Origin of the sequence: Micromonospora sp. CA-249363, from assembly GCF_050950185.1 — a bacterium.
GTDB lineage: Bacteria > Actinomycetota > Actinomycetes > Mycobacteriales > Micromonosporaceae > Micromonospora.
Window position 1 is genome coordinate 335,936 of record NZ_CP192020.1, and the last position, 24,864, is coordinate 360,799.

20 protein-coding genes and 1 riboswitch are annotated in these 24,864 nt (G+C 72.7%); of the genes, 8 read left to right on the plus strand and 12 right to left on the minus strand.

Going from position 1 to position 24,864, the window contains the following annotated elements:
- Positions 1–4: 4 nt before the first annotated feature.
- From ACQPZK_RS01670 to ACQPZK_RS01685, 4 genes are all read right to left on the minus strand, one after another.
- Positions 5–625 (minus strand): putative glycolipid-binding domain-containing protein, encoded by a 621-nt coding sequence (locus tag ACQPZK_RS01670; protein WP_433539076.1) that lies wholly within the window; start codon positions 623–625, stop codon positions 5–7.
- Positions 626–732: 107 nt separating this feature from the next.
- Positions 733–2,766, minus strand: coding sequence for a DEAD/DEAH box helicase (locus ACQPZK_RS01675; RefSeq protein ID WP_433536593.1), 2,034 nt, complete (start codon positions 2,764–2,766; stop codon positions 733–735).
- A 197-nt stretch (positions 2,767–2,963) separates the two neighbouring features.
- Entirely contained in the window at positions 2,964–4,877 is a 1,914-nt protein-coding gene (locus ACQPZK_RS01680; protein ID WP_433536594.1) for a hypothetical protein, read from the minus strand.
- A 112-nt stretch (positions 4,878–4,989) separates the two neighbouring features.
- A complete protein-coding gene (locus tag ACQPZK_RS01685) occupies positions 4,990–6,546 on the minus strand; it encodes a C40 family peptidase (RefSeq protein WP_433536595.1) in 1,557 nt (518 codons plus the stop codon).
- A gap of 237 nt (positions 6,547–6,783) precedes the next feature.
- Here ACQPZK_RS01685 and mqnE point away from each other — a divergent pair, with 237 nt between their 5' ends.
- From mqnE to ACQPZK_RS01700, 3 genes are read left to right on the plus strand one after another with little or no spacing between them, the layout of a single operon-like run.
- Entirely contained in the window at positions 6,784–7,953 is a 1,170-nt protein-coding gene (mqnE, locus tag ACQPZK_RS01690; RefSeq protein WP_433536596.1) for an aminofutalosine synthase MqnE, read from the plus strand.
- A 23-nt stretch (positions 7,954–7,976) separates the two neighbouring features.
- On the plus strand, positions 7,977–8,414 hold the full coding sequence (locus ACQPZK_RS01695; protein WP_433536597.1) for a hypothetical protein: 438 nt from the start codon (positions 7,977–7,979) through the stop codon (positions 8,412–8,414).
- A 39-nt stretch (positions 8,415–8,453) separates the two neighbouring features.
- Complete coding sequence (locus tag ACQPZK_RS01700; RefSeq protein WP_433539077.1) at positions 8,454–8,750, plus strand: DUF4229 domain-containing protein; 297 nt, start codon at positions 8,454–8,456, stop codon at positions 8,748–8,750.
- 107 nt (positions 8,751–8,857) lie between these two features.
- Here the strand turns inward: ACQPZK_RS01700 and ACQPZK_RS01705 are convergent, their stop codons facing one another.
- Positions 8,858–10,195, minus strand: coding sequence for a C39 family peptidase (locus ACQPZK_RS01705; protein WP_433536598.1), 1,338 nt, complete (start codon positions 10,193–10,195; stop codon positions 8,858–8,860).
- Between the two features lie 213 nt (positions 10,196–10,408).
- On the opposite strand from ACQPZK_RS01705, the gene ACQPZK_RS01710 reads away from it, so the two are divergent.
- The 4 genes from ACQPZK_RS01710 to ACQPZK_RS01725 all read left to right on the plus strand — a co-directional run bounded on the left by ACQPZK_RS01710 (position 10,409) and on the right by ACQPZK_RS01725 (position 15,452).
- The gene (locus tag ACQPZK_RS01710) at positions 10,409–12,286 is read left to right on the plus strand and encodes a M14 family zinc carboxypeptidase (protein ID WP_433536599.1); all 1,878 of its coding nucleotides are present in this window, start codon (positions 10,409–10,411) and stop codon (positions 12,284–12,286) included.
- Positions 12,287–12,373: 87 nt separating this feature from the next.
- A riboswitch (cobalamin riboswitch) is annotated at positions 12,374–12,438 on the plus strand.
- 110 nt (positions 12,439–12,548) lie between these two features.
- Positions 12,549–13,478: an ABC transporter substrate-binding protein gene (locus tag ACQPZK_RS01715; protein ID WP_433536600.1), complete on the plus strand. Its 930-nt coding sequence runs from the start codon at positions 12,549–12,551 to the stop codon at positions 13,476–13,478.
- Between the two features lie 124 nt (positions 13,479–13,602).
- Positions 13,603–14,667, plus strand: a complete 1,065-nt coding sequence (locus tag ACQPZK_RS01720) for a FecCD family ABC transporter permease (RefSeq protein WP_433539078.1) — start codon at positions 13,603–13,605, stop codon at positions 14,665–14,667.
- Positions 14,664–15,452 carry an ABC transporter ATP-binding protein gene (locus ACQPZK_RS01725; RefSeq protein WP_433536601.1) on the plus strand — a complete coding sequence of 263 codons (789 nt, stop codon included), beginning with the start codon at positions 14,664–14,666 and terminating at the stop codon, positions 15,450–15,452. Before ACQPZK_RS01720 ends, ACQPZK_RS01725 begins: the two co-directional genes overlap by 4 nt.
- Positions 15,453–15,552: 100 nt before the next feature.
- Here ACQPZK_RS01725 and ACQPZK_RS01730 read toward each other — a convergent pair whose 3' ends face one another.
- From ACQPZK_RS01730 to ACQPZK_RS01760, 7 genes are all read right to left on the minus strand, one after another.
- Positions 15,553–16,317: a VOC family protein gene (locus ACQPZK_RS01730; RefSeq protein ID WP_433536602.1), complete on the minus strand. Its 765-nt coding sequence runs from the start codon at positions 16,315–16,317 to the stop codon at positions 15,553–15,555.
- Positions 16,318–16,411: 94 nt separating this feature from the next.
- Complete coding sequence (locus tag ACQPZK_RS01735) at positions 16,412–17,149, minus strand: ABC transporter permease (RefSeq protein WP_433536603.1); 738 nt, start codon at positions 17,147–17,149, stop codon at positions 16,412–16,414.
- Between the two features lie 11 nt (positions 17,150–17,160).
- Positions 17,161–18,081 carry an ABC transporter ATP-binding protein gene (locus ACQPZK_RS01740; RefSeq protein WP_433536604.1) on the minus strand — a complete coding sequence of 307 codons (921 nt, stop codon included), beginning with the start codon at positions 18,079–18,081 and terminating at the stop codon, positions 17,161–17,163.
- Positions 18,078–18,404 (minus strand): transcriptional regulator, encoded by a 327-nt coding sequence (locus ACQPZK_RS01745; RefSeq protein WP_433536605.1) that lies wholly within the window; start codon positions 18,402–18,404, stop codon positions 18,078–18,080. The genes ACQPZK_RS01740 and ACQPZK_RS01745 overlap by 4 nt, the downstream gene beginning before the upstream one ends.
- Positions 18,401–19,039 (minus strand): transporter, encoded by a 639-nt coding sequence (locus ACQPZK_RS01750; RefSeq protein WP_433536606.1) that lies wholly within the window; start codon positions 19,037–19,039, stop codon positions 18,401–18,403. The genes ACQPZK_RS01745 and ACQPZK_RS01750 overlap by 4 nt, the downstream gene beginning before the upstream one ends.
- Positions 19,040–19,314: 275 nt before the next feature.
- Positions 19,315–21,843 (minus strand): AAA family ATPase, encoded by a 2,529-nt coding sequence (locus ACQPZK_RS01755; RefSeq protein ID WP_433536607.1) that lies wholly within the window; start codon positions 21,841–21,843, stop codon positions 19,315–19,317.
- 392 nt (positions 21,844–22,235) lie between these two features.
- Positions 22,236–23,486 (minus strand): DUF222 domain-containing protein, encoded by a 1,251-nt coding sequence (locus ACQPZK_RS01760; protein ID WP_433536608.1) that lies wholly within the window; start codon positions 23,484–23,486, stop codon positions 22,236–22,238.
- A 389-nt stretch (positions 23,487–23,875) separates the two neighbouring features.
- On the opposite strand from ACQPZK_RS01760, the gene ACQPZK_RS01765 reads away from it, so the two are divergent.
- Complete coding sequence (locus ACQPZK_RS01765; RefSeq protein WP_433536609.1) at positions 23,876–24,727, plus strand: menaquinone biosynthetic enzyme MqnA/MqnD family protein; 852 nt, start codon at positions 23,876–23,878, stop codon at positions 24,725–24,727.
- Positions 24,728–24,864 lie beyond the last annotated feature (137 nt).

Below are 24,864 nucleotides of genomic sequence, written 5' to 3' on the forward strand. Positions count from 1 at the left end.
GCCTTCAGCGGGGGTCGATCCGTTCGGCCAGGCCCGGATAGCGCACCACGTAACCGTCGGCGTCCAGGTCGATCTCCGCCGTGAAGGTGCCGCTGGCGAACCGCACCCGGCCCGGACCGAGCCCGGTGTAGACCTGCTCGGCCGGCACCACCTCCAGCCCCGGCAGCAGCACCCACGCGACGGTGATCCGGCGCGGCATGTCGGCCGGCCCGCCGGTCAACCCGAGCCGGCGTACCGGGAGGGCATTGAACAGCGGCGAGCCACTCAGGTCGACGTCGAGCGCGTCGGCGAGGCGATCCGGGTCGTCGGTGCCGGGCAGACCGGCCCGCGGGTGTCCGGCACCGACCAGCGCGGCGTCCAGGTCGCCCTGCTCGGCGGTGGTCACCCGCCAGCGGGACATACCCCGCTCCAGGGTCACGCGCCGAAGCCAACCCGACCCCTCGGCCTCGACCTCGACCCGGGCGGTGCTCCCGTCGGGCGCGGTCGTCAGCCGATAGCGGGCGGTGAACGGAATCGGGTCGACGGCGAGCATCGTGCCGCGCGCCGACAACGCGTCACCGTCGTCGAGCAGAGCCTGTTCGCTGCCGGCGGTGTCCGTCCGGGACCAGAAGATCGACTTGGTCATGGTCGCCATGAGCCGGACGTTACGCGACCCGGACGCCATCGGCAGCGCATGCGCGAACGCCGCCGCGGAGCACAAGCTCCGCGACGGCGTCCCGGTAAATCAGAAGATCAGTGGGTACGCGCCGGAGGCCGCCCGCCGAAGCCCCGCCGATCGTCGCGCGGCCGGTCGTCCCGACCGCGACCCTCGGAGCGGTAGCCGCCCCGGCTGTCGCGCTCCGCGAAGCGCCGGTCACCCCGGTCGGCCTGCGGCCGGTCGGCGTAGCGGCGTTCGCCCTGAGGACGGTCGCCGTACTGCCGGTCGCCCTGCGGACGGTCGCCGTAGCGGCGCTCACCGGTCGGTCGGTCGCCGTAGCGGCGCTCACCGGTCGGCCGGTCGCTGTAGCGGTGCTCGCCCTGCGGACGGTCGCCGTACTGCCGGTCGCCCTGCGGCCGGTCACCGTAGCGCCGCTCGCCGGCCGGCCGGTCACCCCGGTCGGTCTGCGGACGGTCGCCGTAACCCCGACTGTCCCGGTCGGCGTAGCGGCGCTCGCCCTGGGGGCGGTCGCCGTACTGCCGGTCGCCCTGCGGACGGTCGCCGAAGCGCCGCTCCCCGGTGGGCCGGTCGCTGTAGCGGCGCTCGCCCTGGGGACGGTCGCCGTACTGCCGGTCGCCCTGCGGACGGTCGCCGAAGCGCCGCTCCCCGGTGGGCCGGTCGCCGTAGCGGCGCTCGCCTTGCGGACGGTCGCCGTACCGACGCTCGCCGGTGGGCCGGTCGCCGAACCGGCGCGGGCCGCCGGAACGGTCGTCGAACCGTCGCCCACCGCCGGAGCGGTCCCCGAAGCCGCGCGGCTCCGCCTCGACGCGAACCGGAACGCCGCTGGGCTCGCGGGCACCGATCAGCTCCGCCAACACCGGGTCGCCGACCCGGACGCGGGTCTCGGCCGGCGCGACGCCGGCCTTCTCCATCATCGCGAGGGTGGTACGGCGCTGCTTGGGCAGCACCAGCGTGGCGACCGCGCCGGACTCGCCCGCACGGGCGGTACGACCCGCGCGGTGCAGGTAGTCCTTCGGGTCCTTCGGCGGGTCGACGTGCAGCACCAGCGTGACCCCGTCGACGTGGATGCCCCGGGCCGCCACGTCGGTGGCGACCAGGACGTTCATCCGGCCCTCGCGGAACTCGGCGAGGGTCTTGGTCCGCATCCGCTGGGTCTTGCCGCCGTGCAGGCCACCGGCCCGTACGCCGACCGCGGCCAACTGCTCGACGAGCCGGTCGACGCCCATCTGGGTACGCGCGAACACCATCGTCCGCCCGTCCCGTGCCGCGATCGAGGCGGCCACCGGGAACTTGTCGTGCGGCGGGATCAACAGCATGTGGTGGTCCATGGTGGACACCGAGGCGGTGGACGGCGCGGTGGAGTGGGTCACCGGGTCGTTCATGAACCGCTTGACCAGCGCGTCGACGTCACCGTCCAGAGTGGCGGAGAAGAGCAGGCGCTGGCCGCCGGCCGGCGTCTTCGCCAGCAGTTCGGTCACCTCGGGAAGGAAGCCCATGTCGGCCATCTGGTCGGCCTCGTCGAGCACCGTCACCTCGACGTCGTCGAGCTGGCAGACACCGCGCTCGATCAGGTCGCCGAGCCGGCCCGGGGTCGCCACGATGATCTCCACGCCGCGCCGGAGCGCGTCGATCTGGCGGTCGTACGGGACACCGCCGACGGCGGTCTTCAGGAACACGTTGAGCGACTTACCCAACGGCAGGAGCGCGTCGTTGACCTGCATGGCCAGTTCGCGGGTCGGCACCAGGACCAGGGCGCGTGGCCGCATGGGACGGGCCGGGCGCCCAGCGGCGACGCGGGCCAGCAGCGGCAGGCCGAAGGCCAGGGTCTTGCCCGACCCGGTCTGCCCACGACCGAGCACGTCCCGGCCGGCGAGGGCGTCGGGGACGGTGGCCCGCTGGATCGGGAAGGGGGCGGTGATGCCCTGTCGGGCCAGAGCGCGAACCAGCGGCTCGGGCAGGCCCAGACCGGCGAAGTCGATCGACTCGGCGGTCTCGGCCGGAACAGCGGCGGACGTCTCGGGGGCGTCGGACGTCTCGGGGGCATCGATGGCCGCCGGGACGGAATCGAAAACGGACGGAACGGTGCTGGGGTCAGCAGAGGTGGTCAACAAATGCCTTTCGAGCGGGGCGCATCTTCGCGATGGCCTGCCGCGGCTGTGCCGCCGGATCGCCCGCAAGATCGCCCATGGGCGCGCATGGGGCGCGCCAGGTCAGTGATCCTGACCAGTGTACGGCGGTTCGGCCGAGCCGCCAGCCGGTTGACCGACCGTAGTGGGCGGACTCACCATCGCATCCGTGGCGTGGATCAGCCGCCGAGGGCGCCGCCGATCAGACCGTCCAGGGCGTTGTTGGCGAGCAGGACGACCAGCACGCTGATCCCGATCAGGAGCCCCAGCGCGGCGATCAGGACGATCACCACACGGGTGTTCCGGGAGCGCTCGGCCGAGGTGTCCGCCCAGCCCTGGGCGAGGATGTGTCCGGTCAGCGAGCCGGAATTCTCCACCGCCGGGTTGGCCGGCAGGGCGATCGTGGTGAAACCCGGCCCGTCACCGCTGGCATAGACGGTGCCCGCCTGGTCGGCACCACCGGCACGGGCCCCGCTACGACCGCCGGACGTCGTGTTTCGCCGCTCGGGCCCGCCATGCGGGGCGGTCGTCCGGTGGTCCGTACCGCCGGTCAGGGGGGTGGTGGTCGACGGGGGCCAGGTCGGCAGCGCGGGCGCGGGAACGACCGGCGGGGTGGACACGGGCGTACCGGCCCAGGCGTTGCCCGGGGCGTCCGGCCCGGCGGTCCATCCAGCGGCCGGCGGCGCGGAGACCGATGCGGTGGCCTGTGCGCCCGGCGTACCGATCATCGCCGGCGGGGGCGGGAACGGCGGTGCCGGCATCGGGCCGGGCGGCGGCGGTGGCGCGGGCACCGGCGGGCCGGGCGGCGGCATCGGCGGCCCGGGTACGGGTGGCGTGGGCGGCCCGGGGAAAGGCGGCAGCGGCGAGGGTGGTGGCACGGGCGGTCCCGGGACCGGCGGAACCGGGTCCGGGCGCGGCGTGGGGGAGGGACCCGGCGTCGGCGTCGGACCGGGCGGGTACGGCCCCGGGCTCGGCGCGGGCTCCGGCTCGCCCGGCCCCGGCGGCGTCGGTTCCGGAGTCGGCGGCGCGGGTGGCTGGGCCGGCTCCGGGGGCTGCGCCGGCTCCGGCGGTTCGGGATTCACCGGCCCCGACCGGTAGACGGCGGACGTGCTCGCCCGGGACTCCGGCGCGGTCTCGCCGCCGGCCTCGACCCGGCTGCTGCCGGGCACCGTGGCGCTGGCCCGCGCCGGGGTGGAGCCCGTGGCGGTGGCGCTGGTCGGCGTGGTGGCGCTGGCGGTCGCCGAGGCCGTGGCGCTGGTCGGTGCCGTGACAGCGCGGGGCTCCGGGGCGGTGGCGCTGGTCGGCGCGGTGGCGCTGGCGGTCACCGACGCCGAGGCACGGGCGCGCGCCGGGGCGGCCGAGCCGTCGGCCGATGGCGGTGTGGTGGAGCTCTCCCGTTGGGCGGGCAAGGTGCTGGCCGAGCCCCGGTAGGTGGTCGCGGTGGCCGGGGCGCTCACCGGAAGATCACCGGGGCGTGCCTGCGCTGTCGCGACGCTGGCCCGCGCCCGCACCGGGGCGGCGGTCGGATCAGCGGCGACGTCCTCCGACGGCCCGACGTCCGTTCCGTCGCCGTGCGTGGCGGCGTCGTCGAAGAGGTCGCCCGCGGTGCCGTCACCGGCGGCATCGTGGCCCCGCACGGCGTCGCCGAGCAGCGCGGCGTTGTCGTCCCGTGCGGCGTCGCCGAGCAGCGCGGCGTTGTCGTCCCGTGCGGCGTCGCCGAGCAGCGCGGCGTTGCCGTCCCGCGCAGCGTTGTCGTTCCGCGCAGCGTTGTCGTTCCGCGCGGCGTTGCCGTCCCGCGCAGCGTTGTCGTTCCGCGCGGCGTCGTCGTTCCGCGCGGCGTTGTCGTTCCGTGCGGCGTCGCCGAGCAGCGCGGCGTCCTCGTCCCGCGCGGCGTCGTCGTTCTGGGCGGCGGGGGAGTCGTCCGCTGCGGTGGCCTTGGTGGGCGCGGTGTCCGGGTCGGCGCTGGTCGTGACGGTGGAAGCTCCGGCCGCCGAGGCGGTGTCGGCGTCGGTCGCCGGATCTGCGGTCGTCAGCTCCGGTGGGTCGGCCCGGTCGACGTCGACACTCTCCGCCGGATCTTTCTGCTCGGCCATCTCCGCCCTCCGCGCCACGCTCGCACCCGGCCCGTGACATCGGACCGGGTGTGCCTGGTTGTCACCGTGCCACAGATCGTCCCAGGCGGACAGCCGGAGCCCCGGTGGCGGATCAGCGTCCTGCGCTCGGGCTGTCGCTGGTCGTCCCGCTCCGGCTGGTGGACGGCGTGGTGGTGGCGGAGGCCGACGAGCTGGCCGGTGCCGTGGTGGGTGGCGTCGGCAGCGTCGTCGGCGTGTTGGTCGGGCTGCCGGTCGGGGTCGGCGAGGTGCCGCCGGTCGGCTTCGGCGTGGCGGTCGGAGAGCCGGTGGGCGTCGGCGTACCCGTGCCGGGCGGCGGGGTCGTCGGCTTCGTGGTCGGCTTGCCGGTGGGCGTCGGCTTGGGGGTCGGCGTCGGCTTGGCGGTCGGCGTCGGCTTGGTCGTGGTGGGCGGCGGCACGGGCGGGAGGGGCACGTTCGGCGTCGGCACCGCCCCGATCACCCGGGTGACGGCGTAGAGGCGGTTCCAGCCGACCGTCGAGATCTTGACCACGTCACCGGTCGTGGGCGCCTGCACCATCTTGCCGTTGCCGATGTACATGGCGACGTGGTGGATCGTGGTCCAGCTGCTGCCGGAGGCGAAGAACAGCAGGTCGCCGGGGAGCGCCTCGGTGGCCCGTACGGTGCGGGACCGGGTGGCAGCGTACTGGTCGCGGGAGACCCGGGGCAGGTCGAAGTAGTCGGCGCCCGGGGAGCGGTACGCGGCCCACATCAGGCCCGAGCAGTCGAACTCGTTCGGCCCCTCCTCGGACCACTTGTACGGGTCACCGAGCTGCGCGAGCGCGTACCGGACGGCGGCCAGGGCCCGCGGGTGCGCGGACATGCCGCTGGTGTTCTGCCCGGCGACGTAGCCCGACCCGAACTGCTGGTCGGCGGCCTCCTGCTGCCGTTCGAGCAGGATCAGCTGCGCGGCGTTGTCCTTGCGGAGCTTGAGCAGGCCGGTCTCGGCGGTGCGCAGCGCCTTCTCGCCGGTGGTGAACTCCACCTCGGCGGCGTCGACGGCGGCCTTGGCGGTGGCGTGTGCCTGGTAGGCGGCCTGCTCGTTGGCGCGGGCCCGGGCCAGCTCGCCGGTCACGGCGGTGGTGGCGCCCTCGACCTTTTCGCCGCGGTTGATGCGCTGGAGCCGGCTCAGCCCCTGGATGTCGTCGACGAAGTCACCCGGTGGCAGGGCGGCGGCCGCCTTGACCGCGTCCGAGGCGGCGGAGTCGGCGGCCTGCTGGGCGCGGAGGAGGGCGTCCTGCGTGGTCGCCAGCACCTTGCCGGCCGCGACGAGCTGCGCCTGCGCGTCGGTGCGTTTCTGCCGGGTCAGCAGTAGTTGGTCACCGAGCAGACCGACCTGGCTCTCGGCGGCGGCGATCTGGGCGGCCAGCGGGCCGTTGCCGAGGTTGACCACCGGGGGCGCCGGGACGCCGGCGACCGGCGGGTTGCCGGGCACCTGCGGGGCGCCGATGGCCGGCGGACGCGCACCGGCGTCCGGCACGGTCGAGGGCACGGTGGGCTCGGCGTACGCGGGAGTGGCCAGCACGGCGGCGGCGATCGCGCCGAGCAGGGCGGCCCAGAGCTTCGGCCGCAGCACCGGCGAGATCACCGGGCTCCGTCGTCGCTGCCGTCGCCCGCGCCCGCTGTCGACCATTCCGCTCCCCGTCCGGTGCTCGTCGCCGCGCTCGGTGGGCGCGGCCGTCGGGACGGTACCAGTGTGTGAGTTCCGCCCCATCTTGTCTTACCGCACAGCGCCAACTATGTCGATGCGTCGGCAGGTTACGGGAGGCTGAGAGTCCGGTGAAGCGGATCGCTGTCGCCGACCGTGCCGCCGTGCCCACCGGGGCGCCGACGTACCCTCGGGAAAGACCGCAGGTGGAAGGGACGTGCCATGGACGCCGGACTCAAGCGTGAGCTCGAAGCGAAGGTGTACGCCGGTGAGCGGCTGACCCGGGAGGACGGCGTAGCCCTCTACGAGAGCGACGACCTGACCTGGTTGGGGCGGCTGGCGCACCACCGGCGCACCGAGTTGAACGGTGAGCGGGTGATGTTCAACGTCAACCGGCACCTCAACCTGACGAACGTCTGCTCGGCGTCGTGCGCGTACTGCTCGTTCCAGCGCAAGCCGGGCGAGAAGGACGCGTACACGATGCGCATCGACGAGGCGGTCCGCAAGGCCAAGGAGATGGAGGGTGAGCAGCTCACCGAGCTGCACATCGTCAACGGCCTGCACCCCACGCTGCCGTGGCGCTACTACCCGAAGGTGCTGCGCGAGCTGAAGGCCGCGCTGCCGAACGTCAAGCTCAAGTGCTTCACCGCGACCGAGGTGCAGTGGTTCGAGAAGATCAGCGGCCTCAGCGCCGACGAGATCCTCGACGAGCTGATGGACGCCGGCCTGGAGTCGCTGACCGGCGGTGGCGCGGAGATCTTCGACTGGGAGGTCCGGCAGCACATCGTCGACCACGAGTGCCACTGGGAGGACTGGTCGCGGATCCACGCCCTGGCGCACTCGAAGGGCATGAAGACCCCGGCGACCATGCTCTACGGCCACATCGAGGAGCCCCGGCACCGCGTCGACCACGTGCTGCGCCTGCGGGAGTTGCAGGACGAGACCGGCGGTTTCGCGGTCTTCATCCCGCTGCGCTACCAGCACGACTTCGTGGACTCGGCGGACGGCAAGGTCCGTAACCGGATCCAGGCGCGGACCACGATGGCCTCGCCGGCCGAGTCGCTGAAGACGTTCGCGGTGTCCCGGCTGCTGTTCGACAACGTGCCGCACGTGAAGAACTTCTGGGTGATGCACGGCCTCTCGGTGGCCCAGCTCTCGCTGAACTTCGGCGTGGACGACCTGGACGGCTCGGTGGTCGAATACAAGATCACTCACGACGCCGACTCGTACGGCACCCCGAACACCATGCACCGCGAGGACCTGCTGCACCTGATCTGGGACGCCGGCTTCCAGCCGGTCGAGCGGGACACCCGTTACAACGTGGTCCGGGAGTACGACAGGGCGCCGTCGCTGGCCGAGCGCCGCGCCGAGCCGCAGCAGGTCTGGGCCTGAGACACCACGTACCCTCGCAGTCGATGACCGAGCAGCGCAGCGCAGAGCAGCAGGGCGGCTTTCCCCGACGGGACGCCGAGGGACGCGTGCGTACGCTGGGCGACCTGCTCGGGGTGTGTCTGGCCGGCCTGGTCATCGGCGTGCTGGCGCTCGTGCTGTTCGAGTGGGCGTTCGCGTCGTTCGGCGCCGGCGACTTCGGGCACACCAACGGTTGGCTGGCGGTGATCCTGCCGGCCTGGCTCTTCTGGGACGACTTCCGGGCCTGGTCGTTCGGTGCCGCCCGGGTGGTGGCGGCGCTCGTCGCGGCGGCGGTCGCGGTGTTCGTGGGTCTGCTGATCGCCGGGCTGGGCGCGGGGTTGCCGCCGCTGCTGTCCGGCGCGTTGGCGGCGGCGGCGTTCACCGTGGCGTACGCGACGATCTGGTTCCCCGGCGTCCGTTGGCTGGCCCGCCGGACCGGCTGAATGACGCGCCCACCGGGCGCGGAGAACGGAGTGCATGAGGTGAGCGCGGCGCTCAAGTACACGCTGGGCCGGATCGGGCTGTTCGTCGCGGTGCTGGCGGCCCTCTGGCTGGTCGACGTGGACATCTTCCTGAAGCTGATCCTGGCGCTGGCGTTCTCCGCCGCGCTCTCCTTCTTCCTGCTGCGCGGCTGGCGCGACGAGATGGCCCACGAGATGGCGGAGGCCACGGCGCGGCGTAAGGCGGAGAAGGAGCGCCTCCGCTCCGCCCTGGCCGGCGAGGACGAGCAGCCTAGCGAGGACGAGCAGTCCGACGAGGGCGAGCGGCGGCAGCCGTAGGGCAAGAACCCCCAGAAAAGGCCCGGCGATCATGAAGTTATTGCCTCGACACGCCGCGCGGTCGGGCAATAACTTCATGATCAACGGCGCTGGGCGGGCCGGTCGGTCTACCAGTTGGTGGAGCCGGGGACCTTGGGCCAGGGCTTTGACTCGGGCTTGATCAGGTAGGCGATGCCGCCGGAGCCGCCGGACACTCCGCCGCTGGCGTTGGTGCGCTTGGTACGCAGCCAGATCTGCTCGAACTGCGCGCGCTTGTAGACGTTGCGGACGACGTCGTTGCTCGACGAGGCGGGGTCGTTGACGATGACGTCGCCGTCGGCGGTGAAGCCGACCACCACGAAGAGGTGCCCGGAGGTGCCGTAGTTCGCCCCGTCCAGCTCACTGGCGAGGAAGGACTGGCTGGTCACCACGGGGATGCCGGCGGCGATGAAGCGCTCCAGCTCGTCCAGTGAGTGCAGCCGGGTGACCCGCCCCTCCAGACCGGGGAAGCTGGCCGCGTACGCGGTGTTGAACGGCCAGTTGCCCGCGCCGTCGTACGCGTAGTCGAAGGTCATCCGGGCGGCGTGGTTGACGGTCGGGTCGGGGTAGGTCGGGTCCACCCAGGACGTGTCGGCCGCCGACGGCCGGCGCCCCCAGTACTCGACGACCATCTCGGTCGAGGTGGGCGAGCACCAGGCCTCGCCTCCGCCGTCGTACTCGGGGTAGTGCCCCTTGTGGATGTTCTGCGAGTAGCGCGGCACCGGCAGCTCGACGCCCCAGGCGATGTGCCCGGCGCTCGGCGGGACGGTGAACCGGTCCGGAACGGTGGAGCTCATCGCGCCGAGCATCCGCACCACCGGGGCGGCGGTCTGCCCGGGCGTCCGGTAGAGGGTCAGCCGCAGCTGGTACGACCGCAGCAGCACCCCGGCGTCGGCGTCGTCGATGCTGAAGGTGTCGGTCCAGACGGTCGACCAGGGATCGCCCTGCCCGTCGACGCTGGTCCGCTTGATGTCGGTGTCGCCGGAGGCCCAGCGGCCCAGGACGTACCAGGGCGTCTGGTCGCCGTTGGTGTAGCCGCCCTGCATCTCCACCTGGATCCAGGTGCCGGCGGGGGTCTCCGCGTTCCAGGAGGCGATCAGTTCGGTCGCGTCGAACCCGATCCGGGTGACGGGTGAGGTCCAGGTGCCGTACTCCCAGGTGCGGGTGGCGCCGGTGTGCGGGTCCGCGTACTCGGTGGTGCCGGTCGGGCGGGCCAGGGTGACGCCCGCGCGCGGGCCGGGCACGACGCGGGTGCCGGCCTGGCTGCCGCGGTGCCAGTCGGCGGGTCCGGACCAGTCCTGGAAGGTGATCTGCTCGTCGTGGGCGGGTGCGGGTGGCCGGGCCGCCGCGGCGGGGGCCGCGGTGGCGAGCAGGGTGAGCGCGCTGACGCCGGCGAGGGCGGCCGCGTGCAGGCGGGAGGGGGCCATGGGTGCTCCGCGGGTGTCGAGTGGGGGCATCGTCGCTGGTCAGTTTTCCGCTTGGAGGGAAGTTTCGCCAGATGTTGAGCGGAAGAAAATCATTGCCGCAGCGATGGTCAACCTGGGATGGATTTCCCAGCGATCGATATTGATATGACCATGTGACTGGTGGTGAAGTGTGCATCACCGAGCGGGATCTTCCGCCCTTCGAGGAGGTAGTCCATGGCCCTCCGCCCACCTCACTCTCTCCGCCGCGTCCTGGTGCTCGCCGTCGTCACCGGACTGGGAATCGTCACCGTCGCCGCCGGACCGGTCGCCGCCGAGCCGGCGCCGGACCGCGCCGCCGAGTCGGCCGCCGCCGGCTACCGGGTGCTCGGCCCCCGGACCTTCACCGACCGCAACGCGGTGGCCCGCACCGGGGCCGCCATCGACTACTCCGAGCACGGCGTCCTGCACGTCTCGGCCACCGCCGCGGAGGCCGCCGCGATCAGCAAGCTCGGTTTCCGGCTGGAACCGCTCGCCCCGCCACCGAGCGCCGAGCGCGGAGCGGGCGAGGTGGGCACGCTGGCCTTCCCGCCCGCCGACTCCAACTACCACGACTACGCGGAACTGACCGCCGTCGTGAACCAGGCCGTCGCCGACCATCCGGCCATCGCCCGCAAGATCAGCATTGGTACGTCGTACGAGGGCCGCGACCTGATGGCCGTGAAGATCTCCGACAACGTCGGCACCGACGAGAACGAGCCGGAGATCCTGTTCAACGCCCAGCAGCACGCCCGCGAGCACCTGACCGTCGAGATGGCGATCTATCTGCTCAACCTCTTCACCGACAGCTACGGCAGTGACTCCCGGATCACCAGCATCGTCAACAGCCGGGAGATCTGGATCGTGCCGACGGTCAACCCGGACGGCAGCGAGTACGACATCGCCACCGGGTCGTACCGGTCCTGGCGCAAGAACCGCCAGCCGAACAGCGGCTCGTCGAACGTCGGCACCGACCTGAACCGCAACTGGTCCTACCAGTGGGGCTGCTGCGGTGGGTCGTCCGGCACCACCTCGTCGGAGACCTACCGCGGGCCGTCGGCGTTCTCCGCCCCGGAGACGCAGGCGCTGCGCAACTTCGTCAACAGTCGCGTCGTCGGTGGCGCCCAGCAGATCAAGGCGAACATCGACTTCCACACGTACTCGCAGCTGGTGCTCTGGCCCTTCGGCTACACGACCGCGAACAACCCGTCCGGGATGAGCGCGGACCAGTACAACACCTTCGCCACCATCGGCCAGCAGATGGCGGCCACCAACAGCTACACGCCGGAGCAGTCCAGCGACCTCTACATCGCCGACGGCACCAGCATCGACTGGATGTGGGCCACCCACGGCATCTGGGCGTACACCTTCGAGATGTACCCGGGTTCGTCCAGCGGCGGCGGTTTCTACCCGCCCGACGAGGTGATCCCCGCGCAGACCACCCGTAACCGCGAGGCCGTCCTGATGCTCAGCGAGTACGCCGACTGCCCGTACCGGGCCATCGGCAAGCAGCCGCAGTACTGCGGCGGCGGTGGGGGCACCACGGTCTGGTCGGACACCTTCGAGACCGCCACCGGCTGGACGATCAACCCGTCCGGCACCGACACCGCGACGCTCGGGGCGTGGGAGCGGGGCGCCGCGCAGGCGACCACCTCCTCCGGAGCGAAGCAGCTCACCCCGTACGCCGGCTCGAACGACCTGGTCACCGGCCGGCTCGCCGGGTCGGCGGCCGGTGACTACGACGTCGACGGCGGCGTGACCAGCGCCCGGTCCCCGGCGGTGACCCTGCCGTCGTCCGGCACGCTGACCCTCTCGCTGGCCTGGTACCTGGCGCACGGCTCGAACGCCTCGTCGGCCGACTACCTCCGGGTGAGCGTGGTGCACAACGGCGGCACCACCGCCCTGCTCACCCAGGCCGGCGCGGCCAGCAACCGTAACGGGAGCTGGGCGGTGGCGAACCTCAACCTGAGCCCGTACGCCGGGCAGTCCGTCCGCATCCTCGTCGAGGCGGCGGACGCGTCCGGCGCCAGCCTGGTGGAGGCGGCTGTGGACAACGTCACCATCACCGCCTCCTGAGCGGGTGGGGCCCCGTACCGCCCCTGCGGGGCCCCACCACCTGCTCCCGGGCCTGCGCTACCGTCTTAGCGACCACTCCGCAGCGAAGCCGGTGTGAAACCGGCGCTGTCCCGCAACTGTGATGCCCCGCCCGACGGCGGGGACGAGCCAGGTCGCCTGCGGCGGGGTCGCGACACGCGCTCTCGAGGAAGGGCGCCTCGTGGGCGGGCGTACCGAAGTCCTGTCGGCGAAGCACCACACTCCTCGACCGACAGGAGGCCCCATGTTCAGACGTACCCCTCGGCTCTTCGCCGCGACCCTCGCGGTCGCCGCGCTCGCCCTCGGCGCCTGCGCGGAGAAGACCGACGACAAGCCGGCCGCCGGCACCGCGGCCGCCAGCTACCCGGTGACGGTCGGCTCGCTCACCCTCGACAAGCGGCCCGAGAAGATCGTTTCGTTGTCGCCCAGCGCCACCGAGATGCTCTTCGCGATCGGCGCCGGCTCGCAGGTGAGCGCCGTCGACGACCAGTCCAACTACCCGGCTGACGCGCCCAAGAGCGACCTGTCCGGCTTCCAGCCGAACGCCGAGGCGATCGCCGGCAAGAACCCGGACCTGGTGGTGCTCTCCAACGACACCAACAAGATCGTCGACCAGCTCGGCAAGCTGAAGATCCCGGTGTACCTGACCCCGGCGGCGACCACGCTCGACGACTCGTACCAGCAAATTACCGACCTGGGCACCCTCACCGGGCACGCCGACCAGGCCGCCGACGTCGCCAAGCGGATGAAGGACGACATCGCCAAGCTGGTCAAGGACCTGCCCCAGCGCACCGAGAAGCTCACCTACTACCACGAGTTGGGCCCGGAGCTGTACAGCGCGACCAGCAGGACCTTCATCGGCTCGATCTACAGCCTCGTCGGCCTGACCAACATCGCCGACCCGGCCGACGCCGACGGCAAGAACGGCGGCTATCCCCAGCTGTCGCAGGAGGTCATCGTCAAGGCCGACCCTGACTTCGTCTTCCTGGCCGACTCCAAGTGCTGCCAGCAGAACGCCGACTCGGTGAAGGCTCGCAGCGGCTGGGCCGGGCTCACCGCGGTCAAGAACAACCAGGTCGTCACGTTGGACGACGACATCGCCTCCCGCTGGGGCCCGCGAATCGTCGACCTGCTCCGGACGATCATCGACGCGGTCGCCAAGGTGCCCGCGTGACCGTCGTCCGTCGGTGACCGGAACGCCGCCGGTGACCACCCCGACACCCGAGACCCCGCCGGCCGGGACGCGATCCGCGCCCCGGCCCGGCGGGCCGGTCCCGGCTGCTCGTCAACCCGGTGAACTGACTGCGGCGGCGTCCCGGCCCGCCGGGCTGCGGACGCGCTGGCTGGTCATCGGGGTCCTCGCGGTGCTCGTCGCGCTCGTCGCCGGGGTGTCGCTCGGGCCGGTCAGCCTGCCACCGGGCAGCGTCGCCGCCGAGCTGCTCAACCTGATCCCCGGCGTGCACCTCGACAGCGGACTGACCGAGCGGGAAATCGCCATCGTCACCGAACTGCGGCTGCCCCGCGTCGTGCTGGGCCTGCTCGTCGGCGGTCTGCTCGCCCTCGCCGGCGGCTGCTACCAGGGCGTCTTCCGCAACCCGTTGGCCGACCCGTACCTGCTCGGCGTGGCCGCCGGCGCGGGCCTCGCGGTCACCGCGGTGATCGCCCTCGGCGGCGTCGGTCGGCAGGGCGCGATCTCCGGACTTCCGTTGACCATTCCGCTGGCGGCGTTCGTCGGCTCGCTGCTCGCCGTGACGATGACCTACCTGCTCGGCGCGGCCGGCGGACGAAGCCGGTCCCCGGCCATGCTGATCCTGGCCGGGGTCGCGGTCTCGGCGTTCCTCTCCGCCGGGCAGACGTACCTCCTCCAGCGCCACGCGGACAGCATCCAGCCGGTCTACTCCTGGCTGCTCGGACGGCTGGCCACGGCGGGCTGGCACGACGTGCTGCTCGTGCTGCCGTACGCCGCGGTCACCACGGTCGTGGTGCTGCTGCACCGCCGCGAGCTGGACGTCCTCGCGCTCGGCGACGACGAGGCGACGAGCCTCGGCCTGCACCCGCAGCGTTCCCGCTACCTGCTGATCGCCGCCGCGTCCCTGGGCACCGCCGCGGCGGTCTCCGCGACCGGCCTGATCGGCTTCGTCGGCATCATCGTGCCGCACACCGTCCGGCTGCTCGCCGGATCGAGCTACCGGGTGATCCTGCCGCTGTCGCTGCTGTTCGGCGGCGCGTTCCTGGCGCTGACCGACGTGGCCGCCCGTACCGTCGCCGCCCCGGCGGAGGTGCCCATCGGCGTGGTCACCGCCCTGCTCGGCGGCCCGTTCTTCGTCCTCGTGCTGCGGACCGCCCGCCGGGTGCTCACGTGACTCCGGGTGCGCCGGCCGTCGAGGTCCGCGAGCTGCACGTCAGCCTGGACGGCACGCCGATCCTCACCGGCGTCGACCTCACCGTCGCCGTCGGCGAGTGGGTCACCGTGATCGGCCCGAACGGCGCGGGCAAGTCGACCCTGTTGCGCGCCGTCGGCGGCCTGCTGCCCGCGCCGGACGCCATCTCCCTCTTCGGTACGCCGAGCGGCGCCCTGCACCGTCGCGAACGCGCCCGGGTGGTGGCGACGGTGACGCAGTCCCCGGTGGTGCCGCCCGGCATGTCGGTTCTGGACTACGTGCTGCTCGGCCGCACCCCGTACATCCCGCCGCTCGGCCGGGAGTCGGCCGCCGACGTGGCCGCCGTCCACGACGTGCTGGACCGCCTCGACCTCAGCGGCTTCCACCGTCGCGAGCTGGCCACCCTGTCCGGGGGAGAGCGACAGCGCGTCTTTTTGGCTCGGGCGCTCGCCCAGGGCGCGACGCTGCTGCTGCTCGACGAGCCGACCAGCGCGTTGGACATCGGCCATCAGCAGGAGGTCCTGGAACTGGTCGATCAGTTGCGCCGGGCACATGGCCTCACGGTGCTCGCCACCATGCACGACCTCTCCCTCGCGGGCGAGTACGCCGACCGGATGGTCATGCTCGCCGAGGGCCGGGTGGTGGCGACCGGCACGCCACACGAGGTGTTGACCGAACACCTCCTCGCCACCCACTACCGGGCGAGCGTCCGGGTGCTCCCCGGCACCAACGGCCCCCTGGTGGTCCCCGTCCGTCCTCGCCCGTGACCCGCCCCCCTCCCCCCGCGATCTTGCACTTTCTGTCGTGACACAAGGGGCATTCCCGCTCATGTCAACAACCGAAAGTGCAAGATCGGCGCGTCGCGGGTCAGGGTCCCAGGTCGATGACCGAGAAGAGCGCGCCCTGGGGGTCGCGCAGGGCGGCGAACCGCCCGGTCGGGATGTCGCGGGGCGGCACCAGGATCGTCCCGCCCAGTTCGGCCGCGCGCGCGGCGGCGGCGTCCGCGTCGGTCACCGCGAAGTACACCGTCCAGTACGCCGGCAGGTCGGCCGGGTAGCCGTCGCCCAGCGGCGGCATCATCCCGGCGACGATCCGCGCCCCGAGCCGCCACCCCGTGTACGTCATGCCGCCGACCGGTTGTTCGTCCGGCTGCCAGCCGAACACCAGCTCGTAGAAGACCTTCGCGCCCTCCGGATCGGGCGTCACCAGCTCGTTCCAGCTCATCGCGCCGGGCACGTTGAACACCTCGGCCCCGGGCATCGCCAGCGGCTGCCACACGCTGAACGTCGCGCCCGCCGGGTCGGCGAACACGGCCATCCAGCCCCGGTCGAAGACCTCGAACGGCGGTACGACGACCTGCCCGCCGGCCCGTTCGACCCGGCCGGCGGCCAGTGCCGCGTCGTCGGTGGCGATGTACGTGGACCAGATCGGCACCTGGTCCTCGATGGCGGGCGGGCCGACGCCGGCCACCGGCCTGCCGTCGAGCAGGAAGACGGTGTAGCCACCCGCCTCGGGCTCCGGTGTCACACGTCCGGTCCAGCCGAACAGTTCGGGGTAGAAGCGCCGCGCGTCGGTCAGGTCCGGGGTGGCCAGATCGGCCCAGCACGGCGTACCCGGCGGGACGGTGCTCACGTCAAGACCCCTCTCGGCCGGCGGCCACGGGCGGGCCCCCTGCGGGAATCCTGGCACCGTCCCGCTGTGGCACGGGGCGAAAACGGACGAATCGTCAGCTGAACCGGCGACCTTCGTCCCGCCGGTACGCCCAACCGGCGAGCGCGGCGAGGAGCACCACCCAGACCCCGAGCATGACCAACGCCAGCGGTTCGACCCGGTAGCCGCCGACCGCCCACCACATCAGTTCGGCCGCGCCCCGGGTGGGCAGGAACGGCGCGATCGTCTCGATGAACCCGGGCGCGTCGCCCGGCGCCGAGAGCAGGCCGCCGCCGAACGCGAGCGGCAGGAAGACGACCTGCGCCACCACGATCGCCGCCTTGCTGGGCAGCGAGTAGCCGATGGCGAGGCCCATCAGCGTGAACGGCACCGAGATGACCGCGACGATGACGGCGGTCAGCAGGAACGCCGTCGCGGTGACCCGGGCCGGGGTGAGCGTCGCGCCGATCACCACGACCGGGATCAGCGACAGGTACGTCAACGCGAGGCCGGCCAGCACCCGGCCCGCGAACCGGGGCGCCGGGCCGGCCGGCAGGGTCCGCGTGTACGGGTTCCACGGCTGGTCGCGGTCCTCGGCGACGCCGACGCCGTACTGGAAGATGTTGGCGCTCATCACCGAGAAGGTGATCATCGAGGCGGTGGCGAAGGTGGCGCCGACCGAATCGTCACCGGTGAACGGCACCACGAAGAAGATCATGGCGGCGGCGGGGAAGAAGGCGCTGCCGAAGACGGCCACCGGAATCCGGATGATCTCCAGAAGTTGGTAGCGGGCGTGGACCAGGGCGAGCTGCACGGTGCGCCTCCTCAGACGGCGGTGGGTTGGCCGCTGGTGGCGGCGGAGTGGGCCGGTGCCGGCGTGTCCGCCTCGCCGGTGAGGGCGAGGAACGCCTCCTCCAGCGAGGTGGGTCGGACCTCCAGGTCGGTGAAGGTGGCCCCGGAGCGGACCAGCGCGCGGACCAGCTCGTCGGCGTCGGTGGTGAGCAGTTGCAGGCGTCCGTCGACCCGTTCGGTGCGAACGACACCGGGTAGTTCGGGCAGCTCGTCGGTGACCAGGCTGACCCGCCGTACGCCGACGATGCCGCGTACGGCGTCCACGGTGTCGTCGGCGAGCACCCGACCCTGCCCGATCACCACCACGCGGCGGGCGAGCGCCTCCACCTCCTCCAGGTAGTGGCTGCTCAACAGCACTGTCCCGCCGTCGTCGTGGAAGGCGCGGATCGCGTCCCACAGGGTGTGCCGGGCGGTGACGTCCAGGCCGGTGGTCGGCTCGTCGAGCAGGACGAGCCGGGGTCGGCCGACGAAGGCCAGCGCCACGGCCAGCCGGCGACGCTGGCCGCCGGACAGTCCACCGGTCTGCCGCCGGGCGAGGTCGCCCAGGCCGAAACGGTCGAGCAGTTCGCCTCGGGGCACCGGGTCGGGGTAGTGGGCGGAGACGAAGTCGACCACCTCGCCGATCCGCAGCGTGCCCGGGAGACCGGTCTCCTGCGGGGTGACGCCGATCTGCCGCCGGGCCTCCGGGTCGCGCGGGTCGCGGCCGTTCAACTCGACCCGTCCGGAGGTGGGTCGGCGCAGTCCGACCAGCAGGTTCATCAGGGTGCTCTTGCCGGCGCCGTTCGGGCCGAGCAGGCCGACCAGTTCGCCGGCCCGGACCTCCAGGTCGACGCGGTCGAGGGCCAGGACGTCGCCGTACCGGCGGCTGACCTGGTCGGCGCGGATGAGGGTCATGACTGCTCCTTCGACGCGGTGGAGTCCAGAGGGGAGGGATCGAGCAGGGTGCGGATCGCTTCGGTGTACTCCTCGAACGCCAGCCGACCGCGCCGGCTGAGCCGGATCAGGGTGGCCGGCGTACGTCCACGGTGGGTCTTGCTGATCTCGACGTACCCGGCGTCCTCCAGCTTGCGCAGGTGGACCGAGAGGTTGCCGGCGGTCATCGCGAGCAGTTCCTGAAGCCTGGGGAAGGCGATGCGATCGCCGTCGCCGAGCGCGGAGAGCGCCGCGACCACCCGCAGCCGTGCCTGGGCGTGGATGACCGGATCGAGATCGGTCATGAACGCCGTCGCTGGCGCAGTCGGGCGACAGCCCCGGCGACCAGGATCCCGACACCGCCGGCCACCGAGATGACCAGCGCGTGCCAACCCGGTCCGGCGATCGCGCCGACCACATTGATGACGCTGATCCAGACCCCCAGCCGGAACAGGTCCCGGTCGAGCCAGATCGCGCCGCCGGCCATGTGCAGCGCGCCGGTGAGCCCCACCGCGGCGGCCGACCAGAGCAGACCCGCCAGGTCGTGCGGCAGGTGTTCGGACACCCGGCCGACCGCCGCGTACACGCTCACCGAGCCCAGCGCCCAGGCGCACCCGTACCAGCGGCCACGCACCGCCGAGTCGCCGGACACCTGCCCGTACGCCCTGCTCATCGCCACCGCCTGAATTGCTCCGGCAGCGATGAGCAGGGCGAAGAGCACGGTCAACGGCAGCCAGTCGGGGAGCGCGACCAGCACCCGACCACCCGGGGAGAAGCGCAGGAAGAACAGCCCGAAGCCGACCAGCCAGGCCACGCCCCACGGCCAGTAGAGCAGCCGCGCGTCGGGTTGCAGCCGGCGTACGGTGTCCGCGCGCTGGTCGTCGATCAGCCGGAGCGCGGTGGCGGCGTCGGAGGGCGGCAGGTCGTCTTCAGGGGCCATGCAAACTACTTTACGGCGCAAAGTCGAGTCGGTGTGCCCCGCCCAACTGCCCGGTTGCCGACAGCACTGCCACGCGCTGGCCTACCGTCCCCGGGACCTGTTCGACGCCCGGCATCTGCGACAGGCGTCGACCGTGCCCCAGGACGCGTCCGACGCAGGGGCATCTGCGAGTGGCGTCGGCTGTTCCCAGGACGCGTTCGACGTCGGGGCGTCTGCGAGTGGCGTCGGCTGTTCGCAGGACGCGTTCGACGTCGGGGCGTCTGCCGAGAGGCGACCTACAGCGGCACCGGTGCCAGCGGCGTGGCCTGCGGCGCGGTCAGCAGCGGCGCGGGCAGCGGTTCGGTGTGCAGCACCGACAACCGGGACACCGCGCGGGTGAGCACCACGTACAGCCGGTGCAGCCCGCGCGGCTCGGCCGCGACGATCGCGGCCGGCTCGACCACCACCACGTGGTCGTACTCCAAGCCCTTGACCAGCGTCGCGGGCACCACCGTGACCCGCTCGGCGGCCGTGACGTCGTCGGCGGTCGCGCTGGCGACGCCGGCGGCGGCCAGCGCCGCGCGCAGCCCGTCGACCGCGTCGTCCGCGGCGATCACGCCGACCGACCCGTCGTGCACGAGCGCCGCGCGCACCTCGGCCACCGTCGCGGCGGTCAGGTCGGCCACGGTGCGCACGTCCAGGCCGCCGTCGTGACGGAGCGACTCCGCCAGGGGTACGTTCACCGCGAGCGCCGGCAGCAGCAGGTTCGCGAAGGCCACCACCGCCGCGGGCACCCGGAAGCCGACGGTCAGCGGTACCACCGCGGCGTCCGGCTTGCCCAGGTGCGTCAGGGACTCCCGCCAGTCGGTCGCCGCCCACGGCGCGGTGCCCTGCGCGAGGTCACCGAGCAGCGTGATGGAACCGTGCTCGCTGCGCCGGGCGATGGCCCGACACTGCATGGGGGACAGGTCCTGCGCCTCGTCCACCACCACGTGCCCGAACCCGGAAGGCCGCTCCAACAGCCCGGCCGCCTCGTCGACGAGCACGGCGTCCGCGGCGGTCCAGCGGGTGGCCTTCGGGGTACGCGCCGGCGTCGCCCAGACCAGCAGCTCCTGCTCGGCGTCGTTGAGCAGCCCGTCCGCGGCGGCGGCCAGGCGGGCCGGGTCGGCGAGCAGGCCGTGCACCAGCCCTTCCGGGGTGAGCGCCGGCCACACCGCGTCCAGGAAATCCACCACCGGTCGGCACCGGCCCATCCGGCGTAGCCACGCGTCGCTGGGCGACTCGGCCCGCCGCGCCTCGGCCTGCCGTTGCAGCAGACTCACCACCCGCGCCCGGACCCGCTCCCGACCGGTGCCGTACGGCAGCCCCTCCCGGCGGGTCTCCTCGACGATCCGGTGCAGCGGCTCCAGCCCGATCCGCCACCGGAACGAGCCGTCGGAAACGGTGATCGAGTCGGTCGGCGTACCAATGTGGGCCTGCACCGCCCTGTGCAGCACGGTCGCCATCCGCGCGTCATGCTTCAGCGCGGCGACGTCCGTCGTCTCCGCTGCCCGCACCGGGACCCGCGAGATCAGTTCCTCCACGGTGGCCTGCTCGACCTCAACCTCGCCGAGGGCCGGCAGCACCGCCGCGATGTACGACAGGAACGCCCGGTTCGGCCCCACGATCAGCACACCCGCCCGCCGCAACCGCTCCCGGTGCAGGTAGAGCAGGTACGCGGCCCGGTGCAGGCCGACCGCCGTCTTCCCCGTGCCCGGCGCCCCCTGCACACAGATCGAGTCGGCCAGGTCGGCCCGGACCAGCTCGTCCTGCTCCGGCTGGATGGTGGCGACGATGTCGCGCATCGGCCCCACGCGCGGTCGCTCGATCTCGGCCGTGAGGATCCGGCTGGCCGTACCCAGCTCCTCGCCCCGGTCCAGCCGCTCGTCCTCGAAACTGGTCAACACCCCGTTGCTGAAGCCGAACCGCCGCCGCACCGCGACACCCTGCGGGTCACGAGCGCTGGCCCGGTAGAACGAACGGGAGACCGGCGCCCTCCAGTCCAGCACCAGCGGCTCACCAAGCTCATCGGTGACATGCCGCCGCCCCACGTGGTACCGCCGACCAGCATGCTCACTGCCGCTGCCTGCGTTGCTGCTGCCTGCGTTGCCGCTGGCTGCGTTGCCGCTGCCTGCGCTGTCGGGGCCTGCGCTGCCGCTGCCGGGGCTGTTGCTGCCTGCGCTACTGCTGCCATTTGCTGGGCTGGCGCTGCCTGGGGTGCCGCTGCCGCTTGTTGGGCCGCTGCCGCTGCCGCTGGCTGGGCTGTTGCTGCCTGCGTTGCCGCTGGCTGGGCTGTCGGGGCCTGGCCTGCCGCTGCCTGCGTTGCCGCTGCCTGCGTTGCCGCTGGCTGGGCTGCCGCTGCCTGCGCTGCCGTTGCCGCTGCCGTTGCCGCTGGCTGGGCTGTTGCTGCCTGCGTTGCCGCTGTCGGCGCTGTTGGGGTTCCTGCTTGCGGCGCTGCCGGCGCTGCTGCCCGGGGTGCTGGTGTTCGGGCTGGTCGCCTGCGTCAGGCCGTTTGCCGTGTCCTCGTCTGACGCTTGTCCGCCGAATTCGAGGCGGCCGAAGAACAGCGGAGTGGTGGGGTCGTCGGCCAGTTCGGCGACCCGGCGGGCGAGTGTGCGACCGAGCGTCTCTGCCGCGTAGGAGTCGCCGGCGACCTGGTCACCGGTGGAGAAGAGGGCTTCGGCCCGCTCCCGCATCCGGCGCAGGGCCGCGCGCGAGGTGGCCAGGTGGGCTCGTTCGGCGGCGAGATCGGTGTCGAGAGCCGTGTCGAGATCAGGTGCGGGCATGCTGACGTCCCATCGTTCACATCTGCTGCTCGCTCGCGTTTCCGGGGGCGGATGGCCGACCTCCCGGCGCGACGACGTCCGTTCCGGTGCAGCTCACCTCGGCCGTCAAGCGGGCTGCAACCCTACGCCTTCCGGGCCGCCCCTTCCACCGAATTACCGAAGCAACCACCCGGAGGAGTCGGCGCGTCGTCAAGCCCGACCTCGTCGGGGCTGCGCACAACGGGCCGCCATCTCCGGCATGGGCAACGACGGCGCCGCAGCGGAGAGCGGTTGAGCCAGCCGCGGCCGCAGTAGCGATCATGAGCGCGCCGTAGCTGCTGTGGGCGCTAGGCGGTCCTTCGGCGCGGGTTGCGTCGCCTCCGTGACGGGTGGCGGGATGAACTCGCCTCTGCTCAGCAGCGCCGGTGGTAGAGGTTGCGGCGTGGGGCGCGCAGCGGGTCCAGCCAGGCGGGCGGGAGGAATTCGGGCTGGCCGTCCGATGCGATGCGGACGACCCAGTCGCCCTGGTGCAGGAGTCGGTGATGATGCCCGCAGAGCAGGACCGCGTTGCCCAGTGCGGTGGTGCCGCCGTCGGCCCAGTGGCGCACATGGTGGCCGTCGCACCAACGGGGTGGCCGGTCGCAGCCGGGGAAGGCGCAGCCACCGTCGCGTAGCACCAGCGCGCGCCGCAGCGGACCGGTGAAGAGCCGGCGTTGACGCCCGACGTCCAGAATCTGGCTGTTGCCGTTCAAGACTGCCGGCAGCACGGCGGCGTCGCAGGCCAGGCGGCGGACCGCGCTGGGCGTGAGACGCACTCCGGTGTCCAGAGTGCCCGGGCCGACCCCGTTCACCAGCGCGTCGAGCGACATGGTGACGACCAGTTGCGGACGGTCTCCGCCGTTGTCCGGCAGGTGGCCGGTGCGCAGTGCAAGCCGGCAGATATCGCCCAGTGCGTCGGCTCGGCGTTGGCCGGGACTGCGGTCGTCGTGCTCGCCTGCCGGAGCGCAGAGCGGATCGATGGCCTCCCGCAGCAGGCTCGCGGTCTCGGTGTCGAGGTTGCCGGTGAGGCGTACCTGCCCGTCCTTCGGCTCCGAGAGGGTGACGTGCCGGCGAGCCTCGGCCCGTTCGGCGGCCCGGTCGAGGGCCGCCAGCTCGGCCTCGTCGGCCAGGTCGGGCGCGACGTGCGCGAGGACGCGTTCGCCGAGGCGGCTCAGGATGGTCGGATCGAAGCGGTCGGCCCACGAGATCAGCAACTCGGTGGCCTTGTCCGCCACCTCCGGGCCGGCCTCGGCGGGAAGGGCCGCGATCGTCTCCGCCACCACCTTGCCCTGCTCCACGGTGAGGCTGCCGTCGAGCAGAGCGGTGCGGACCGTCGGCGGGGCCGCGTCGATGGTGGCGGCGAGCTGGACCAACTGGCGGGCCGACCGCCCGGACAGCCGCAGCCGCTCCCGTAACCAGACGGCGGTCGACGATGCGCCCTGCGCGACCGCGAGACCACGGCCGTCGAGCTCGCGCACGAGAGCGAGTTGGATGGTTGCCAGGCGCTGCGCCAGGGCGTGCGACGCGTCCAACGCCGCGAGCAGTTCGTGGTCGGAGAGGGCCCACGGCGCGGTGTCGGCGCAGGCGTCGACACCGCCACCCGCCTGCGCCAACGCCCTCAACATGGACCAACAATAGAACAGGTGTACGACAATTTTCGTCCCGAAGGACCGCCCTGTGGTCAACCTTTGCGGCGGCACCGCATCTCCGCCGCGCGGTCCTGCGCCGCGCGACCATGACGCCCTATCTGCCCCGTGACGAGTGGCGGCACGGCCCCACCCCGTGCGGCGGACGCGGCGGTGCGGCGTGCCGGTCGTCGTGCGGGTGGCACGTCGGCCCGGCGGTGAGGTGGCTGGCCGAAACCCGCAGGGCGGGTGAACGCGCAGCCCACCGAACGTGGGTGGCCAGCGGTGACGTCGTCGGAGCGCCCGCGATCGGGTGGGTCGGCTGCGTGGTTGGCCACTCCGGACCCGCCCGCCGAGCCGGAGCCTGAGGCCGGGGATACGGTCGGGTCATGGTTGAGCGCGTCGCACGCCCGCGGGTCGGGCACATCCAGTTCCTGAACTGCCTGCCGATCTACTGGGGCCTGATGCGCTCGGGCAGCCTGCTCGACGTCGACCTGCACAAGGACTCGCCGGATCGGCTGAGCGCGGCGCTGGTGTCCGGCGACCTGGACATCGGTCCGATCACGCTGATGGAGTACCTGAAGCACACCGACGAGCTGCTCCTCCTGTCCGACCTGGCGGTCGGCAGCGACGGTCCGGTGCTCTCGGTCAACATGGTCTCCACGCGGTCCCTCGCCGAGCTGGACGGCGCTCGGGTGGCGCTCGGCTCGACCTCGCGGACCGGGGTGATGCTGGCGCAGTTGCTGCTCACCGAGCGGTACGGCGTGCGGCCCGAGTACTTCCGGTGCCCTCCCGACCTGACCCAGATGCTGTTGGAGGCCGACGCCGGGGTCCTGATCGGGGACGTGGCGCTGCGGGCGTACTACGAGGCGCCGTTGCGGGGCCTCACCGTGACGGACCTCGGGCAGGCGTGGCGGGACTGGAGCGGGCTGCCGATGGTCTTCGCCGTCTGGGCGGTACGCCGCGACTTCGCAGCCGCGCACCCGGGCCTCGTCAAGGAGGTGCACGAAGCGTTCCTCCGCTCGCGGGACCTCTGCCTCTCCGAGCTTGACCAGGTCGCGGAGGCGGCGGCGCGTTGGGAGGCGTTCGACGCCGCGACGCTGGCCACGTACTTCCGGGCCCTGGACTTCTCGCTGGGCGAGCGGCAGGTCGCCGGGCTGCGGGAGTTCGCCCGGCGGATCGCCGCGCTCGGCGAGGTCCCGCCGCTACCGGACGGCGGCCCGGAGTTCTTCGCCGGCTGACCAGCCAGCTCTTCGCCGGCTGACTGCCAGCGCGCCGCGAAGGCCGCCGCCGCGCTGCGAAGGCCGCCGCTGTGCTGCGAAGGCCGCCGCTGTGCTGCGAAGGCCGCCGCCGCGCTGCGAAGGCGGCTACCGCGCCG